Here is a 19,040-nt window from a genome sequence, read left to right on the forward strand (position 1 = left end):
ATATTTTTCAGACCTATTGAGCTTGGCTCTTAGCTTCTTGTTTCATTTGATTACCAGCAACGATAACAATTTCTACACGACGGTTTGCTGCACGACCTGCTTCAGTATCATTACTCTCCAAAGGCTCAGAGAAATTTCGTCCTTCCGTACGGATACGAGAAGAAGCTAAACCTTGAGAAACTGCAAATGCACGAACCGCATTAGCACGGTTTTCAGAAACTTTTTGATTGGCATCTAAAGATCCAACGTTATCCGTATGACCGATAACCAAAATATCAGTACCTTGCTCTTTATTTAAAGTCGCGACTAAGTTTTTAATATTTTCTCTCGCAGAAGCTTTCAAATCAGATTTATTAAAATCAAATAAAATACCTGAATCAAATTTAACCACGATACCTTCACCCGCTTGAGTAACTTCAGCACCCTCAACAGTTTTAGCGATCTCGGCGGCTTGTTTGTCCATCTTCTTACCAATTAAGACACCTGCAGCACCACCGATAGCAGCACCAGCAATAGTACCAATAGCGGTACTACCAGCCTTGTTGCCTATTAAAGCTCCTAATGCACCTCCTGCAACCCCACCAATTACGCCACCTTTTGTGGTATTATTTGTATTTTGAATTGTTGAACAACTCCCAAATAACATTGCTGATGTAGCCACTGTAAGACCAAAAACAGCTAACTTCTTATTCATTTTCATAATTATAATATCTTAAATAATATTTCCAGTGTGATTCCACAGCTATATGAAACAAACCGAATGCCAAAAAATAAATAATAGCCGATAAAGACCAATTTTAGTAACAAAAATATGACAATAGTAAACAGATAGAAAATTGAATGGATTATTTCTCTTGTGTTTTTACTTCAATATCTGGAAGAGTAAGCCCCTCTGGACGGCCATTTTTATTAAAATCAGCAAGAGAACGTTGTACATACTCCAAAAAATCATAATGTTGCCAATTTGCAACCATATTCGGAGATGGCCTATAAATGCGCATAAAAGAATCTAAATCTTTATCATCCAATTTTGTTATTTCTCGGACAGCGTCCTTAGAAAAAACCTTATCCACTTGCAACTGTTCTTTTTCACTGTCTAGAAAACGACTGAAACGCTTTGCATTTTTAGCCTCACGCCCAAAAAGGTTATAAAGAGCAGTGGCCGGGCTAGCCAAGTAGGTTCCAAACTTATTACTACCACCATTATAAACGCCCTTCTTTCCGTAGTCACGCATAGCTTCATTTAATTCCGCTTCCTTAGTTTTACGTTCTATAATAACGGTCTCTAGTCGAATTCCTGATTGCAATTCAACATAGAAATCTTTAAGATCACTAATTAAAGTTTTCGCCTCAGCGTAACCAATTTTAGAAAAAGATAAACTATCTCCAATAGATGCTTCAATTACAAATACACCAAATGAATTGGACACAACAGATTTATTTGTCCTCAAATTACGAACATTCACCTCAGGAAGACGCAATGAAGTTCCTTTTTCGAACACCATCCCAGAGATACGCTGTATTTGTTGTGCCTGAACATTTGTGCCTAAAAAAAACAGGAACACGAAGCTAAGCAAACTGATATGGCAAATTATTTTTCTATACATATTTAAATAAAAGTAATAATAGTTTGACACATCAATTGTTAAAAAAGTTTAAATATTTAAGAATTCCTATTTATAAGGATAAAAGACAAAATTTGCACCTTCAGGAACAATAACTAACAAACACATAAAATCCTGTGCACGCTTAAACTTTTTGATAAACGCGTCTTTCCTATCCTCTTTAATAATATTTGATTCAACAAGCTCTTCAAATGTAGAAGCGTTAATACTCCAGTTTGTTTTTAGCTCGACATGATCTAAAATCAATTCACCGACATTAACAACATGTTGGTGCGCTATAAAAATTGGATACGCAGATAAGCCCTCAGCCATAATTTCTAAAGATATCTCCTTAATCGAATCACTATAATAATCTAAATCGATCTTTAAACTCTTTAGGGGACTAGATTTTTGGCTATCATCTTCATTATTTTTCGATGCCCCAAACCACTCTTCTATTTCCATAATTATCCCTTTAATTTTAATAAAACAACATTTTCAACATGTTGTGTATGCGGAAACATATCAACAGGTTTAATACGAACCACATCATATTTTTCAGCCAATAAAGTCAAATCACGTGCCTGAGTCGCCGCATTACAACTTACATAAACAATTTTTGGAGATTCCATTTCTAATAGTCGTGCAACAACATCGGTATGCATACCAGCACGAGGGGGATCTGTAATGACTACATCAGGTTTGCCATGTTTAGCAATAAAGCTTGCCGTTAGCACATCTTTCATATCTCCTGCATAAAATTTCGTGTTTTTCACGCCATTAATTTCCGAATTGATTTTCGCATCTTCAATTGCCGATGGCACATATTCAACACCAATAACCTCCTTAGCATATTTAGCAACAAAATTTGCAATTGTACCAGCGCCTGTATACAAATCATATACAAGTTCATCACCAGACAAGCCTGCAAAATCTCGGGTTATTTTATACAGTTCATAAGCTTGCGCAGAGTTCGTTTGATAAAATGACTTTGGTCCAACCTTAAATTTAAGACCTTCCATTTCCTCATAAATGAAATCGCGTCCATTATAAATCTCTATTTCCTGATCAAAAATCGTATCATTCTTTTTCTGATTAATAATATAAAGAAGAGAAGTTATTGACGGAAACTTATCCTTAATGAAAGACATTAATAGCTCAACTTGTCCTTCTTCTGGATAAGCGAACACCACGATCACCATCAATTCTCCTGTTGAAGAAATACGAATGATTAAATTACGTAACACGCCACTATGATCACGTAAATCATAAAATGATAGCGCATTTGCGACAGCAAATTCTCGAACACTATTACGCAATACATTAGAAGGATCTTCTTGCAAATAGCAATGACTAACATTAAGAATCTTATCGAATCTTCCCGGAACGTGGAAACCTAGAGCATCCATATTCATATCTTCCACATTATCATCCAAAGTCGTCAACCATTTCTTATTAGAAAAAGTGTACTCCAATTTATTCCTATAATATTCCGTCTGCCCAGATGCCAATATAGGCTCCATTGAAGAAGTATCAACTTTGCCAATACGTGTGAGCGCATTTTCTACAGACTGCTGTTTAAACAACAGCTGTGCATCATAGGTCATATGTTGCCATTTGCAACCACCGCATACTCCAAAATGCTCACAAAAAGGTTCAACACGATATTCAGATGCTTTCTTCAAGGTCTGAATACGACCTTCACCAAAGCTTTTCTTTTTGCGCATCAATTCAATATCAACCACATCACCTGGAATTGCCTTTTCAACAAACAATACCAAATCATCTGTTTTTCCAACACCCTTACCTTCTTCTGCAATATCAATAATCGCGATATCGTTGAAAACTAATCTTTCTTGTGAATTTCTTCTTCTCATATTGGCGCAAAATTACGCTTTTTTGATCAGAATTTTAATGAATAGTTGCGTGAACTAAATAAGGAAGAATTTCCTTTTGAAAAGAAATGAAATTTTTACGCACATCTGCTTCTGTAACCGCTGTAAATGCAAATGAAAATACAATGTTTTTGCTCGTCTTAATAAGGAAAGTCAGCTTCTTTTCGGAGATAGAAGCTGCAATGGTATCATTTTGAATAAAAGAACTCAGCAATAAAAATTCTAAATCATCGGAGAGCGTTTTTAAATACTCCTGCGCATTAGCAGATTCACGAATAAATTCCCAACCTACAAATTCATTACAGACTGTATAAGTAAGGCGGCTAACTTTCAAAATTGTATTTCCCAGAAAAACTGCCAAATCCTCTTCTCCGACGTTCTTTTTCAGAATATCCTTCACATTCTCTTGAATATACTCCATTAAAATAGCGTGAAGAATCAGCTCTTTACTATCAAAATATTTATAGAATGTCGCTTTTGCTATATTAGCTCTTTTTGCCAATTCATTAACGCTGGTTTTATTATAACCGTACTTACGAAATAGCTCTCGAGCAGATCTTTTGATAGATTCAATAATTTTATCTGCTTCCATAAATTTATCTTGAAAATTTAAGTACATGAACCAAACGTCGAGCAACCACAACGTTTAAAATACGATTATTCATCAATAAAATTTCATTATCAAACACATATTTATTTGCATTAATGAAAAAAGAAATCACATTATCTATACCTTTTAAAATCAATTTCTTGATTAAAAGTATAGATAATGTGATTAAATAATCTATTCGTTCTATCATTAAATGATTTCGCTTTCAAATTGAGATAAGAACCTCACATCATTTTCAGAAAACAATCGTAAATCTTTAATCTCATATTTTAAATTGGTGACACGCTCAATCCCCATACCGAAAGCAAAGCCAGAGTATTTTTTACTATCGATACCACAGTTATCTAAAACGTTTGGATCTACCATACCGCAACCTAAGATCTCTACCCAACCGGAGTATTTACACAATTGGCAACCTGCACCTTTACAAATTGTACATGAAATATCCATCTCAGCAGATGGCTCTGTAAACGGAAAGTAGGAAGGGCGGAAACGCACCTGTGTACCTTCACCATATAATTCCTGCACAAAGTGAAACAATGTTTGCTTCAAATCCGCAAAAGAAACATTCTCATCCACATACAATCCCTCCACTTGATGGAAGAAACAGTGTGCACGAGCAGAAATCGCTTCATTACGATAAACACGACCAGGCATAATAGCGCGGAAAGGTGGCTTACCAGCTTCCATTAAACGAACCTGTACCGATGAGGTATGCGTACGCAATGTAATATCATTCCCTTCTTGTTTTTTAATAAAGAAAGTATCCTGCATATCACGAGCAGGATGTTCCGGAGGAAAATTTAAAGCCGAAAAGTTATGCCAGTCATCTTCAATTTCAGGTCCCTCAGAAACGATAAAACCCAATTTCTTAAAAATCTCAACAATCTCTTTACGTACCAAAGACAGTGGATGACGGGACCCCAACTTTAAACCCTGACCAGGTAAAGTAAGATCACCTTCACTCTTTTGAGCCTGTGATTTATTCGCACCAAATTTTTCGTGAGCCTCTTGGTATGTTTTTTCAGCAAATTGTTTAAACTCGTTCAATACCATACCCAAAACACGCTTCTCTTCTACAGAAACAGTTTTAAATTCATCAAACAAACTTTTAACAATACCTTTTGAAACTAAAAATTTCAATCTGAAATTTTCTACATCAGCTGAAGAAGTTGGAGCAAATTGCTTAATTTCCTCAGTATACTGCGTTATTTTATCTTGCAACATAATTATTCAAAGATACACCAAAATATTATAAAAGATAAAGGGTTTTCGTAAGTGAAGTTCAAATTTATGTAACAAGAGCAAAAAAATAATCACAAAAAAAGAGCATCATTAAAAAAGATGCTCTTTTTCGAAATATATTCCAGCACCTAAAACGGTAATGGATCACTATCATTTTCATTCTCTGTAAAATCGACTTCAACCTCCTTATTCTCAATCTTATCTGCATGGGATTGAGCAGGGGGAGCTGTAGGAGGTTCAAAATCAGATTTCCGTCCTAATAAGGTGAAGTTCTCAGCTACAATTTCAGTAGAATAACGTCTTATACCCTCTTTATCTTCATATGAACGCGTTCTTAAGCGTCCTTCAATATAGACTAACTTTCCTTTTGTCAGATACTTTGCTGCGACATCCGCCAATCCACGCCAAAGAACAACTGTATGCCACTCTGTTTGCTCTACACGTTTTCCATCTCGATTAAAATTTTCTGATGTTGCTAATGGAAAACTAGCAACAGAGACATTATTGTCTAAATATCTAATTTCTGGATCTTTGCCTAAATGGCCTACTAGAATAACTTTGTTGACTCCTGACATAATATTTAAGGTATTTGGTTATAATTTAGCTATTTCTAAAAAAGAAAATATGAGCTTATGTTTAGCTAATTTATCCAAATCTTTTAATAAAACATAATTCCAATTTACTTTTTTTTGCTCCAAATCCCTAGAGCTTAACACGCTATAGAAAGTCGCATAAATATTTTGATGGCTTAAAACATGTTTTTTATTCCGTTGCAACAAACTTATTGTAACTTCTGGCCCAAATAAAGCTAAAAACTCTGGATGAGCAGTTATTTCCAACCCTTCTAAAGCCTCAGAAGTTTCAATCATAGGAAATTCATACAAATTCTCCCAAACATCAGATGCGCCACGCTTAGACATTAAAATTTCATCGTCCTTTTGAATAATAAAGTAGTGAAAATAACGATTTCTGCTTTTCTTAGCTTTAATTTTCACAGGTAAATCAGCCACCATTCCATGCGTATAGGCAAAACAGTCCAATTGCAATTCACATTCACCACATAATGGAGCCTTTGGCTTACAATGTAGAGCACCAAAATCCATAATCGCTTGGTTATACAATGCCGGATAGTCTCGATCAAGATTATCCTTTGCCAATTGCGTAAAGATTTTTTTACCCGCAGGAGTATTAATAGCCGTCTCTACACCAAAATAACGAGATAAAACACGAAAAACATTTCCGTCTAACACTGCTTGCTGTTCATCATTCGAAAAAGAAGAAATCGCCGCTGCAGTATACTCCCCAACTCCCGGCAGTTTAATTAATTCTACGTACGATTTAGGAAATTCACCTTGATACATATCACGCACAATTCCTGCAGCCTTATGCATATTTCGGCCACGGGAATAATACCCAAGTCCCTGCCATAAATGCAAAATATCATCTTCAGAAGCGTTAGCAAAAGCTAAAACATCAGCATATCGATCCACAAACCGCAAGTAATAAGGCATGCCCTGCTCTACACGGGTTTGCTGTAAAATAATTTCAGACAACCATATTTTATAAGCATCCCTTGTATTTCGCCAAGGCAGATCACGCTGATGATCATGATACCATTCTATTATTTTTTTTGCAAATGACATCCTGCAAAAATGCGTTTTTTTATACCAGCTATCAAATTAATCCCTGTCAATTATTTATTCATTTCCTTTTCAAGAATCGCTTTCAACTCATTGACTATTTCAGGATTATTTTTTGCAATATTGATTTTTTCTCCTTTATCTGTGCGCAGATCATACAATTGATCAACCTCGTCGTTTCCAAGCTCAATATTGACTAGGCTATTTCTTTTTGCGCCCTTACCAGCCTTAATATATTTGTAATTATCCTTTAATACACTCAAAGTACCTGATGCTTTTATTAGATAAGGTCTTCCTACCAGATCTTTACCCATATAGCTTTCCCAAGTATTTTCACTATCAACAGCCTCCCCTTTAGGATATTTAACATTCAGAAAAGAAGCAAAGCTGCTCAATAAATCAACCTGACAAACTAAAGCATCCGATGTAGTACCCTTTTTAATCATTTTTGGCCAGCTGATTATAAAAGGAACACGCGTCCCCGCTTCAAATGCAGAATATTTCCCACCACTATAAGGTCCAAATGGATTATGTCCATTTAACTGACTAACAGCACCGTCATCATAACCATCATCCAGCACAGGTCCATTATCACTAGAAAAAATAATAATCGTATTCTCGTATACGTTATTATCTTTTAATGTTTTAACCAGTTGTCCAACAGTATAATCCAGTTGCAGTATAGCATCTCCGCGATAACCCAATCCACTTTTACCCTTAAACATTGTCGCAGGCATACGAGGCACATGTGGTTCGGTGGCATTATAAGTAAGGAAAAAAGGCTTTTGATAATGATCTTGTATAAAACGGATCGCTTTATCTGCAAATGTTAACGTTAATTCTTCATCAACCCACTTAGCCTCTTTGCCACCTGACATCCATCCGATTCTACCTATGCCATTCACAATGGTATTATCATGACCATGATTAAGAGAATTTTTCATCTTCAGCAACTCCGGATTTTCTTTACCAGTAGGCTCACTACCTACTTTTTTGTTATAAGAAACCATTATCGGATCTGCCTTATTAACACCAAGTACATGATGATTTTCCAAGAAAACAGTTGGCACACGATCGGCAGTAGCTGGAAAGATAAAGGAATAATCATAGCCAACTTCCAAAGGACCTGGTTTGATACTACCATTCCAGTCCTTATCCACTTGATCTCCAAGTCCTAAATGCCATTTCCCAATCACAGCGGTTTGATAACCCGCATCTTTAAATACTTTGGGTAACGTTATTTTATCCTGAGGAATAATCAATTTAGCATCACCTGGTAAAATACCTGTACCTGTCTGTCTGAATGGATAATTGCCCGTCATTAGAGAATATCGAGACGGCGTACAAGTCGCTGCCGTAGCATGACCATTTGTAAATCTGATTCCTTCCGAAGCCAAAGCATCCAGATTGGGGGTATTTAATTTTGTAGCGCCATAACTTCCTAGGTCGCCATATCCCAGATCATCAACATAGATCAGAACAACATTAGGTTTCTGTTGCTGTCCCGCTACCTGAGTAACAGAGCCAACTAAAGTCAGCAGACTAATAATATAGTGGTTTACCAATTTCATTATAATTTTTTATTAAAGATAGTTAATGCATCATGATCCTCCACTTTCATGATTTCACGTTTTAATTTCTTTTTCAGATCCTTCACAATCTTTGCGGGAGCAGTAGTATAAATATTTTTCATTTCAGATGGATCTTGAGTAAGATCATATAACTCCCAAGAATTGAAACGTTTATAAAAACGGATCAGTTTGTAATGTCCATCGCTCACACCAAAATGAGGTGAAACAGCATGTTCTCCATTTTCATAATAATGATAGTACAAATTTTGACGTCCCCGTTTATCTTTTCCAGTGAGCACATCAACAAATGATTGACCTTGCATCTCCTGGGGTTTCTTCACTCCTGCCAACTGCAGCAACGTTGGAGCAATATCAACATTCATAATCTGAGCGTCGGATACCGTCCCTTTGGCAATCATTTCAGGAAATTTAGCAATCATTGGAGTCCTGAAAGACTCCTCATACATAAATCGTTTATCAAACCATCCATGCTCGCCCATATAAAAACCTTGATCCGACAAATAAATAACAATTGTATTCTTCTCCAAGTCATGTTCCTTCAAATAATCCAGCACGCGACCAATATTACGGTCCATAGATTCAGCAGTATTCAAATAATCAATCATATAACGACGATATTTCCATTCTGCCAAAGCTTTTCCAGAAAGTTGCTTCATATCCAGTTGCTCTTTGATAGGCTTATAATAGGCCAAGTATTTACGCCACTGATCGTCATTCATACGGGAAAAATTGCCTTCCTTCTTCATTGCAGCTACAGAGTTGTACATTTTAAGATCATATCCCATCTGCATATCTTTGTCAATTGACATTTCTTGCCCCCCGGCAGGCAATCGTCCCTCATAATCATCATAAAAATTTGCAGGAAGAGGAAATTCCTTTTCATCATTTTTGCCAAAATCTTGCGGATCAGGCATCCAGGTACGATGGGTAGCCTTGTGGCCTATAACAAGACAAAATGGATTACTTTTATCTAAAGAATCCAACCAGTGAGTTGCCTTATCCGTAACAATATCAGACACATAACCATTAACGGTCTCTCTTTGATTATTTGCGTTCACAAAAGTCGGATTAAAATAATGTCCCTGCCCCACCAACACGCTAAAATAATCAAAACCCTGAGGTTCATTACCTAAGTGCTGTTTTCCAATCCAGGCCGTTTTATAACCTACCTTTTGCAAGTCTTTAACAAACAAATCTTGACTATGATCAAAGTTTGATGTTTCATTATCCTTAAAGCCGTTTTTATGACTATATTTTCCCGTTAATAAAGTAGCTCTACTCGGTCCACAGATCGAATTCGTTACATAAGCCTTGTTAAAACGGATACCTGCTGTTGCGATTCTGTCAATATTTGGCGTATGTCCCAAGGTAGAACCATAGGCACCAATTGTCTGGTACGAATGATCATCCGAAATGATAATAACAATATTTGGCTTTTGTTGAGCAAAAGCGAGCACCTTTGCTACACAGAGAACTATTAATAATGCGGTCTTCTTCATGAATTATAAAAGAATTAGTTTTGGTTGAATTTCAAATATACAGAAACGATTTAAAACAGCAATTTGAAGAAATGCTGTAACGAAAAAATCACAGCAACAAACTTTACCCCTTAAAAGAATTTAGAAAATGCATAATTTCGCAGTTCATAGAAAAAACAATGAAAAGTAAACACTTTCAAACACTTATCCTGCTATTAATTTTTGTTAATTTCTCCAATGCACAGGAGAAAATGTATAAAATTCAATTTGCTCTCCATATGGGCGGAGTTGCAGAGGCAGAATCTGTAGCAGATCTTTATTCCACTCGCGACTTCCTACGAGTAGAAAATAAATTTATGGATAAAACAGTTCAGATATCTGACTTTAACAAACACAAAGCCTATACATTAGATTACGATAATGAAAACTATTATGAGGAGGAGCTGTTATCAGGAAAATTAACTGTCACTGATACTGAAGACCCCATCTCAACAGCTGATCTACAGGTTGAATTTATAACAGGAGAATCCAAATCAATTGCAGGCTACAACTGTAACAAAGCCATCATCACACTTCCAATTGAAACAGAAGAAGGAAATCCAATTATTGAAGTCTGGTATACGAAAGCTCTCCCTAAAATGTACTGGGGAGAATATGGTTATTTAGAGAAGATCCCCGGCGCGGCATTATCCATATCAGCCTATGAAATGGGAATTCAAGCTTTTAAAGTTACAGCATCAGAAATAAATCCTTCATTATTTGAAATCCCTGCTGATTTTGAACTTATCGAAAAAGCTGAAGAACAATTCACATTTGAACCTACTCAATTAGATGAAAACAGAGTATCCTATTTTGACGAAAACACCGGATACATTGGTATCTCCGATGAGGATGGCAATCAAGTTACACCTGCTAAATATAGCATTATTCAAGAATACATTGCAGGATATGCCGTAGCTGTAGATTCTAATAATAGCTATGGTCTATTAAATCTTGAAGGCAAAGAAGTTATACCATGTCAATATGAACACTTAGCAAGAACGGAAGATGGTCCATTATTATTTTCAAAAAATGACCAATACGGATTTATGGATACGAATGCTCATATCATTATTCCTGCATTATACAGCTATGCCCGTGAATTCGACAATGAACATGCCATCGTAACAACAAAAACTGGATCAGGTGTCATTGACAGGACTGGGAAGATAATCATTCCTACTAAATTTGAACTCATTCACGAATTTCAAAATGGAACAGCTGTCATATCAGAAGAAGAACTATATTACCTAGTTGACCATCAGGAGAAAAAACTTAGTGCAGCTTTCGAATTTATAACAAACGGTGGGGAGAATCTCTGGCTTTGTATGCAGAACGAAAAATATGGATTCATTGATTTAAAAGGCAAACCTGTCACGCCCATTAAATATCAGTACGCAGCTCCGTTCGATTCTGGGTTATCTTTAGTCTCAGAAAATGGAGAAGATTTTTTTTATATCGACCATAAAGGAAAATTCGTCCAAAAGATGGAAACAGAGTAATAATAATAAAATGAGGCAATTACTTGTCTCATTTTTGTTTTAGCTCAGGTTTCTGTTTCTTTGCATTAAAAATATAACATGGAAAAATTGAGCTTTAAGATTGCAACATTACACCGGGGCAGATATATGTTGCTCATGATGCTATTTGTCCTAGCTCTTGTTTACATCGTATCGAGACTGCCTTTATCCGAAGTAGTAAAAATAATGGGCTCCTTATTTTCATTGCCTCTTGTCTTGTATATTGCCGTAAAATGCTCAAGAAAACCAACAGTTTGGACTATTGACAGTGAATCTCTAACAATAGAAGATCCCACTTCTCATAAAATCATACCGCTCAATACCATAGACTATGTGCGTAATTTAAGACGATCGGGAGGCAATCTTATCATCATTAAATTAAAAACCGGAGCGCACGTCAGAGCTTGGAGAAATAAGTTATTCGAATCGGAAGATGATCTCAAGAATCTCTGTCAATCACTAAAAGACATTAAAATAGAATATTACGACATGTAACAAATACATAAAAAGAGAAAGATTGTAACTAAAGTTACAATCTTTCTCTTTTTTCTTCCTTTACTTTGTGTCACATTAGGATTGATTATTATGTATGAAATTATTCAAAAACCATGGCCTTGGTATATATCAGGTCCATTGATTGCCCTTATCATGTTTTTATTACTAAAACAGGGCAAAGATTTTGGGATGTCCAATAATTTAAGAACAATGTGTTCAATAGCAGGGGCAGGTAAAACAAGCTCTTTTTTCCGGTTTGACTGGAAATCACAGATTTGGAATCTATTAGTAGTACTAGGCACTATAATCGGGGGATTCATAGCGCATTTCTATCTAAGTGATGGGAGCACACCTGATATTAACAGCAAAAGTGTCCTTGACCTTCAATCGTTAGGTATTATAGAAAATCTACAAAAATATATGCCCGACCGTCTTTTTCTATTTGATGGCTCACTTTTTCAATTTTTACTCTTAAGCATTGGTGGCTTATTAATTGGTTTTGGGACCCGTTATGCTGGAGGATGCTCGTCAGGACATGCCATCTCCGGATTGAGCAACTTTCAATTGCCCTCATTGATTGCCGTTATCGGTTTTTTTATTGGCGGGATCATCATGGTTCAATTTATATTCCCACTTATTTTCTAAATCCTTATGAAACAGTTAAAATTTATATTAATTGGAATACTCTTTGGTATCATCATGTATAAGTCAGAGGCCGCCTCCTGGTACCGCATATATGAAATGTTCCAATTCAGATCATTTCACATGTATGGAATAATTGGTACAGCTTTAATCACAGCAATTATAATTGTACAAATAATCAAAAGTAAGAATATCAAAGATACGAGTGGCCAAGATATTCAATTCATAGATAAAAACAGGAGTATCACACGCTACCTTCTTGGAGGAACAATCTTTGGGTTAGGCTGGGCGCTCACCGGCGCATGTCCCGGACCAATGTTTACACTCCTAGGAGCAGGATATTGGACGATGGGAATTGTACTGGTATTTGCACTCCTGGGAACGTGGTTATATGGCCTTTTAAGAAATAAGTTACCTCATTAAACACTAACAAATGATCACAGTTCAACAAGCATTTTCTGGAATTTTTGAGAAAGAATTGATCGTAGAAATCGAACAAGTTGCCATCGTCAAAAAATTTAAAGCAGGCGAAGTAATCATAGACATTGGTCAGTATATTAAATTTATGCCACTTCTATTAGATGGCGTCATCAAGATTATTCGCGAAGACAAAAAAGAAGGTGAACTGTTATTATACTTTTTAGAAAAAGGAGATACTTGCGCCATGTCTATAGCTTGTTGTGTTGGGGCAAAAAAAAGTGAAATCAGAGCAATTGCTGATACCGACACTATAGTTGCTATGATACCCAATCAATATCTAGATGGCTGGATGGGGCATTATAAATCCTGGAGAAATTTTATTTTGGAGAGCTACTCCAATCGACTCAATGAGATGCTAACAACCGTCGACAACATCGCTTTTTTGCAAATGGACGTTCGGATCATGAACTACTTAAAAGAAAAAGCAACAATCATTCAATCACAAGACATTGATATTACACACCAAGTAATTGCCAATGACCTCAATACATCTCGTGTAGTGGTATCGCGCATATTAAAATCATTAGAAAACCAAGGGAGGATTCTATTGCAAAGAAATAATATCCGGCTACTTTAATGAATAAAATAAAACACTCAAAGGTAACTTATGTTACCTTTTATGATTTAATAAGGCCATACCTTTGAAAAAAAAGGAATAATATGATGGAATTATCACTCATTCTCGGATACACATTAGCAATAGCTGTAGGTCTCACAATGGGTATTATGGGCAGTGGCGGCAGTATTTTAACACTACCTATATTTGTTTACTTATTTCATATAGAGCCCATCCAGGCACTTGATTATTCTTTATTTACCATTAGCATAATATCACTAATAGGCTCCATTGGACACGTGTACAAAAAAGAAATTGATTTTAAAACAACAACATTATTTATTCTTCCATCGCTGCTAGCGGTGTACATTACGAAGCAATATATACTTCCAAATATTCCCAATAGTATCCCTATCAATCAGAGTACTATCTCGAAAGATCAGATTATTATGAGTTTCTTTTCAGTACTGATTTTAGTCTCGGCATTTGTAATGCTTAAAAGAAATAATAATAATAATAATAATAATAATAATAATAATAATAATTCTGGAAGAGTACGCAATACTATAGCTCATTTAATAACCCTCGGATTTATCACTGGATTATTAACTGGATTGGTGGGGGCCGGAGGAGGATTTATCATCGTACCCGCACTCGTATTATTAATGAAAATTAACATTAAACAAGCCACGGCGGCATCCCTATTCATTATTACCATTAACGCCACATTCGGTCTACTCAGCAATTTCAGACACTTAGATCAAATCAATTGGGCAATATTAATTATCTTTACAGGAATCACACTGATTGGATTGATGATTGGATTCCAATTGAAAACGAAATTAAAGCCAGAAAATTTAAAAGTAGTATTTGGATACTTTCTTGGAGCAATAGGCATTGCCATAGCAGGTACCGAAATCAGTCAGTTTATAAATTTATAAAGAAATAAATTATGTTTTTCCAACACATTTTCGAATCATCATTAGCACATGCAAGTTACCTTATTGGCTGTCAAGCCAAAGGCGTAGCAATTGTGATAGATCCTAAAAGAGATGTAGACACATACCTATCAATTGCAGAAAAAAACAATTTAAAAATAACTCATATCGCAGAAACCCACATTCATGCCGACTATCTTTCGGGATCATTAGAATTAGCATCGCTAACAGGAGCTCAACTCTATCTATCTGATGAAGGAGGGCCAGAGTGGCAGTATGATTTTGATCATATCGGGTTAAAGCATCAAGATGAAATAAAATTAGGGAATCTTATTTTCAAAGTACTACATACACCAGGACATACGCCTGAAAGTATCAGTTTCCTATTAACCGATACTCCAGCAACGAGCGAACCCGTCATGTTATTTACAGGAGATTTTGTCTTCGTTGGCGATGTGGGTCGTCCAGATCTATTAGAAAATGCGGCAGGACTTATTGGCACAAAAGAAATTGGAGCACATCAAATGTTCGAATCCTTGAAAATATTTGCCAACCTTCCCGAATTCGTCCAAGTATGGCCTGCACATGGAGCAGGATCAGCGTGTGGAAAAGCTTTAGGCGCAGTCCCAAGTACAACTGTCGGATATGAAAAAGTAAGAAACTGGGCATTACAATTTGGAAATAATGAAGTGGGATTTGTAGAAGAACTGTTAAGTGGGCAGCCAGAACCACCAAAGTATTTTGCAATGATGAAAAAACTCAACAAAATCAAGCGTCCATTATTAACATCCGTACCCAATTACAAAGAATTAGAGACGAATGAATTTGTATCGCATTATCAAAATAATGTAACAGTTATTGATACACGCCATAAAATAGAGTTTGCAAAAGGATTTATCCCAAATAGCATTAACATTCAAAATAACAAAGCATTCAGCAATTGGGCTGGCTGGATATTAGATTATAATAACCCTTTTATACTCATTGTTTCAAAAGACCAATTAGAAGACGTTACACGAAAACTAATGCGCATAGGTATTGATCAGGCGATTGGTTTTATCACTCCCGAAACAATAACGACACTTGGCTTACCTCTTGAAAAGCAGAAAATTATTGATTTCGAAGAAATGAATAATGCTTTAAATAATCCTAATGCACAAATTCTAGATGTTCGCAATGAGAATGAATTTAAAACTGCACATCTTCCAAATGCAACACATTTATTCGTGGGAACTTTAACCGAAAATCTTCATAAAATTGACACCAACAAAGAACTTTATTTACACTGTCAGTCAGGAGATCGTGCTACTATAGCCACTTCACTCCTTTATAGAGCAGGGATAAAAAAGATTAAAAATTATAGTGGTTCCATGAAAGATTGGAAAGAAAAGAATGGCCAGCTTATTAAATAGAAAAAGCGGATTAATCCGCTTTTTCTATTTTTAAAGACTACGTTCAGGAATCTTGAAGTATGTGAGGACATTCGTCTTATTATCAACAATATCGCCCTTTTTATTTGTGCCCAATTTATGATTAACCACTGAAATATATTGATAATTATCAGCGTCAGATTCATAAATCGTGACAGTTGCAAACGTAGCACCCAAATCATCACTTTGAAGATACGTTTGTAGGCTTGTAAAATCTTTTTTTTGCAAATTCTGTTCGAGTATCTGCTTATCTTGGATATAAGCAATTTGTTTTTCCAGTTCCCTTTTTCTCATCCATTCATTACCCCTCTCAGAAAAAGGTTCAGTTGTCTTACCCGAAAAGGCTAATACCATAGGATAGATAATAATGGTAGCCGCCTCAATACCCCATAAAATCCACAAAGGCCAGCCACTCACAACATTTTTCTGTAGAGAAAAAGTTCCAACTGCATTTAATTCTTGAATCCCGCTAAAGGTATCCGTTGGGTGAAATAGAAAGTATAAAAAACCATCCAAATTAAAGGAAGACTTCACCCATATATCACCTCCCATTGTACCTTCCGCATTAAACATCAAAGAAACAAATAAGCACCATTGCGCATAACAGGCAACCAAAGTACAGATCAAAGTAAGCAAAAGTGCAATCATCCTGTTCCTAACTTTTCCTATCTTTAGAAGAACATCAATGACATAAAATAAACCATATGCTAATCCAAATGTGATTAAAAAATTGAAATACACAAGTGGTATAAACCATTGCAAAGCAATATAAACAATAGCTAAAATAACAGAAGCACATAATCCAGCAACAATAGCAAATAGGACTCCCCCAATCGGAGCTTTTCCTGAAGATTTATAATAGGTTTCCTCCATATAAATTTGATTAGATATATATCTAAATTAACAATTGAAAGATGTAAAAACAACCCTTTATCAAACAAATATTACAAAACAGCACTTCTTTAAGTTCCACAAATTCCTAATCATTTTTGTAAATTTGGACCATGAATTTGAAATACCTCTACACATTAATCGTAGGATTGTTCGTCTTTCAGACAGCAACAGCACAACGAAAAGGCTATTGGCAACAGACCGTAGATTATAAAATGAACATTGATGTGAATGAGAAGACATATCAATATGACGGAAATATGCAATTGAAATACAGTAATAATTCAGGACAATCACTCAAAAAAGTGTATTTCCACCTGTATTTCAACGCCTTTCAACCAGGATCAATGATGGACAACAGACTGGCAAACATTGCCGATCCAGACAAAAGAATGACCACCAATCTTGGAACAAAAGATAAACCCAAATACCAGAGCCGTATTGCTACATTAACAGCAAAACAAATTGGTTATCAAAAAATAAAATCATTAACGATGAATGGTAACAACACCAATTTCAAAGTTGATGGTACCATTTTAGAAGTGACCCTTCCTAATGAAATTGAAGACGGCGAAACCGCAACATTTGAGATGAACTGGGAAGCCCAAATCCCTGAACAAATCAGAAGATCGGGACGCAATTCTAAAGAAGGAGTCGCCTTATCCATGGCGCAATGGTATCCTAAAATGGCACATTTTGATGAATTTGGATGGCACTTAGATGAGTATATTGGACGCGAATTTATCGCCCCATTTGGAGACTTTGATATCACCATCAATATCAACAAAAATTATATTCTAGGCGCATCCGGTGTTTTACAAAACCCTACAGAAGTAAAAGGCTATGTTGGAAAACCAAGGATTAAAGCAAAAGATAATAAAGTCCAATGGCACTATGTTGCTAAAAACATCCATGACTTTGTTTGGGCTGCAGATCCAAAATTTGTTGTTGACTCCGCGAAGAGCAACCAAGGAGTGCATGTTTATACAGTATATATTCCAGAAAGCGATTCTGTCAAAACAAATTGGAAAACAGCACTTGGATTAGCAACAGAGTTTTTTGATTTCAATTCTAAGACATTTGGAGCTTACCCTTGGCCAAATTATACCATTATCCAAGGAGGAGATGGAGGAATGGAATATGGAACTGCAACGTTGGTTACAGGTGGCCGTAATTTAAAAAGCCTAGTTGGTGTCATCTTCCACGAAGCAGCCCACTCGTGGTACCAGCACTTATTTGGCATTAATGAAACCGTAGACGAATGGTTTGACGAAGGTTTCACTTCTTATGTAGAAGAACTTGCCATGCAAAATCTATTTGAAAAACGTGGAGCCATTGAAGCTAACCCATCAATAGAAGCTTATCGTGCATATTACAAACTAGCTTTATCAGGAAAAGAAGAACCTGCAAGCCTACTTGCCGATTATTACAACACCAACTATGCATACAGTAATGAAGCTTACAACAAAGGTCAGGTACTAGCAGTACAGTTGGGTTATATTATCGGTAAAGATAACTTGGACAAAACATTTTTAGAATTCTATAAACAATGGAAATTCAAACATCCAACACCGAATGATTTTAAAAGAATTGCAGAAAATATATCAGGAATCAATCTGAAATGGTACTTCAACCTCTTTATAAACACAACTCGTAAGATTGATTATGCAATCAAAACGGTTACCGATAAAGAAATTATCTTACAGAACAAATCCGACTTTGCAATGCCTATTGATCTATCAGTAACCTATGAAGATGGCACAAAAGAACTTTTCTATATCCCATTACGTGAAATGAGAGGCGAAAAGCCATCGGAAAACTTCAAGATATACGAAGGTATTAAAAGAACAACATTGGAAGACTGGAACTGGACACAGCCATCCTATGAGATCAATTTAACAAAAAAACCAGCAAAAGTAATCATTGATCCATCGCTACGCTTAGCAGATATTGAATCCAACGACAATATCTGGGAAAAGAAATAA

General features: G+C 35.9%; 19 protein-coding genes. 8 read left to right on the forward strand and 11 right to left on the reverse strand.

What is annotated here, in order from left to right; genetic code table 11:
• Window positions 1-13: 13 nt before the first annotated feature.
• From FHR29_RS19100 to FHR29_RS19145, 10 genes are all read right to left on the reverse strand, one after another.
• Window positions 14-694, reverse strand: coding sequence for an OmpA family protein (locus FHR29_RS19100; protein ID WP_231577295.1), 681 nt, complete (start codon window positions 692-694; stop codon window positions 14-16).
• Window positions 695-845: 151 nt separating this feature from the next.
• Window positions 846-1,607 (reverse strand): hypothetical protein, encoded by a 762-nt coding sequence (locus FHR29_RS19105; protein ID WP_132771589.1) that lies wholly within the window; start codon window positions 1,605-1,607, stop codon window positions 846-848.
• A 66-nt stretch (window positions 1,608-1,673) separates the two neighbouring features.
• The gene (locus FHR29_RS19110) at window positions 1,674-2,069 is read right to left on the reverse strand and encodes a hypothetical protein (RefSeq protein ID WP_021192201.1); all 396 of its coding nucleotides are present in this window, start codon (window positions 2,067-2,069) and stop codon (window positions 1,674-1,676) included.
• Between the two features lie 2 nt (window positions 2,070-2,071).
• On the reverse strand, window positions 2,072-3,481 hold the full coding sequence (rlmD, locus tag FHR29_RS19115; protein ID WP_183916300.1) for a 23S rRNA (uracil(1939)-C(5))-methyltransferase RlmD: 1,410 nt from the start codon (window positions 3,479-3,481) through the stop codon (window positions 2,072-2,074).
• A gap of 34 nt (window positions 3,482-3,515) precedes the next feature.
• Window positions 3,516-4,091, reverse strand: coding sequence for a TetR/AcrR family transcriptional regulator (locus FHR29_RS19120; protein ID WP_031289705.1), 576 nt, complete (start codon window positions 4,089-4,091; stop codon window positions 3,516-3,518).
• Between the two features lie 207 nt (window positions 4,092-4,298).
• A complete protein-coding gene (gene pheS / locus FHR29_RS19125) occupies window positions 4,299-5,336 on the reverse strand; it encodes a phenylalanine--tRNA ligase subunit alpha (protein WP_132771591.1) in 1,038 nt (345 codons plus the stop codon).
• Window positions 5,337-5,482: 146 nt separating this feature from the next.
• On the reverse strand, window positions 5,483-5,929 hold the full coding sequence (locus FHR29_RS19130) for a single-stranded DNA-binding protein (protein WP_021192203.1): 447 nt from the start codon (window positions 5,927-5,929) through the stop codon (window positions 5,483-5,485).
• An 18-nt stretch (window positions 5,930-5,947) separates the two neighbouring features.
• Window positions 5,948-6,997 (reverse strand): A/G-specific adenine glycosylase, encoded by a 1,050-nt coding sequence (gene mutY / locus FHR29_RS19135; protein ID WP_183916302.1) that lies wholly within the window; start codon window positions 6,995-6,997, stop codon window positions 5,948-5,950.
• A gap of 50 nt (window positions 6,998-7,047) precedes the next feature.
• Window positions 7,048-8,565 (reverse strand): arylsulfatase, encoded by a 1,518-nt coding sequence (locus FHR29_RS19140; protein WP_183916304.1) that lies wholly within the window; start codon window positions 8,563-8,565, stop codon window positions 7,048-7,050.
• Complete coding sequence (locus FHR29_RS19145) at window positions 8,565-10,085, reverse strand: sulfatase (RefSeq protein WP_168127911.1); 1,521 nt, start codon at window positions 10,083-10,085, stop codon at window positions 8,565-8,567. The genes FHR29_RS19140 and FHR29_RS19145 overlap by 1 nt, the downstream gene beginning before the upstream one ends.
• Before the next feature lie 158 nt (window positions 10,086-10,243).
• Here FHR29_RS19145 and FHR29_RS19150 point away from each other — a divergent pair, with 158 nt between their 5' ends.
• From FHR29_RS19150 to FHR29_RS19180, 7 genes are all read left to right on the forward strand, one after another.
• A complete protein-coding gene (locus tag FHR29_RS19150) occupies window positions 10,244-11,605 on the forward strand; it encodes a WG repeat-containing protein (RefSeq protein WP_132771594.1) in 1,362 nt (453 codons plus the stop codon).
• Between the two features lie 78 nt (window positions 11,606-11,683).
• Window positions 11,684-12,118 carry a hypothetical protein gene (locus FHR29_RS19155; RefSeq protein WP_183916306.1) on the forward strand — a complete coding sequence of 145 codons (435 nt, stop codon included), beginning with the start codon at window positions 11,684-11,686 and terminating at the stop codon, window positions 12,116-12,118.
• Between the two features lie 90 nt (window positions 12,119-12,208).
• On the forward strand, window positions 12,209-12,763 hold the full coding sequence (locus tag FHR29_RS19160) for a YeeE/YedE family protein (protein ID WP_183916308.1): 555 nt from the start codon (window positions 12,209-12,211) through the stop codon (window positions 12,761-12,763).
• A 6-nt stretch (window positions 12,764-12,769) separates the two neighbouring features.
• Entirely contained in the window at window positions 12,770-13,183 is a 414-nt protein-coding gene (locus FHR29_RS19165) for a DUF6691 family protein (protein WP_183916309.1), read from the forward strand.
• 10 nt (window positions 13,184-13,193) lie between these two features.
• Window positions 13,194-13,817 (forward strand): Crp/Fnr family transcriptional regulator, encoded by a 624-nt coding sequence (locus FHR29_RS19170; RefSeq protein ID WP_021192211.1) that lies wholly within the window; start codon window positions 13,194-13,196, stop codon window positions 13,815-13,817.
• An 83-nt stretch (window positions 13,818-13,900) separates the two neighbouring features.
• Window positions 13,901-14,737, forward strand: a complete 837-nt coding sequence (locus FHR29_RS19175) for a sulfite exporter TauE/SafE family protein (protein ID WP_183916311.1) — start codon at window positions 13,901-13,903, stop codon at window positions 14,735-14,737.
• 11 nt (window positions 14,738-14,748) lie between these two features.
• Window positions 14,749-16,146: a rhodanese-like domain-containing protein gene (locus FHR29_RS19180; protein WP_021192213.1), complete on the forward strand. Its 1,398-nt coding sequence runs from the start codon at window positions 14,749-14,751 to the stop codon at window positions 16,144-16,146.
• Window positions 16,147-16,176: 30 nt separating this feature from the next.
• Here FHR29_RS19180 and FHR29_RS19185 read toward each other — a convergent pair whose 3' ends face one another.
• Window positions 16,177-17,037: a hypothetical protein gene (locus FHR29_RS19185; RefSeq protein WP_183916313.1), complete on the reverse strand. Its 861-nt coding sequence runs from the start codon at window positions 17,035-17,037 to the stop codon at window positions 16,177-16,179.
• Between the two features lie 131 nt (window positions 17,038-17,168).
• Here FHR29_RS19185 and FHR29_RS19190 point away from each other — a divergent pair, with 131 nt between their 5' ends.
• Window positions 17,169-19,040 carry a M1 family metallopeptidase gene (locus tag FHR29_RS19190; RefSeq protein ID WP_183916315.1) on the forward strand — a complete coding sequence of 624 codons (1,872 nt, stop codon included), beginning with the start codon at window positions 17,169-17,171 and terminating at the stop codon, window positions 19,038-19,040.

The organism is Sphingobacterium sp. JUb56 (assembly GCF_014191365.1).
Classification (GTDB): Bacteria; Bacteroidota; Bacteroidia; order Sphingobacteriales; family Sphingobacteriaceae; genus Sphingobacterium; species Sphingobacterium anhuiense.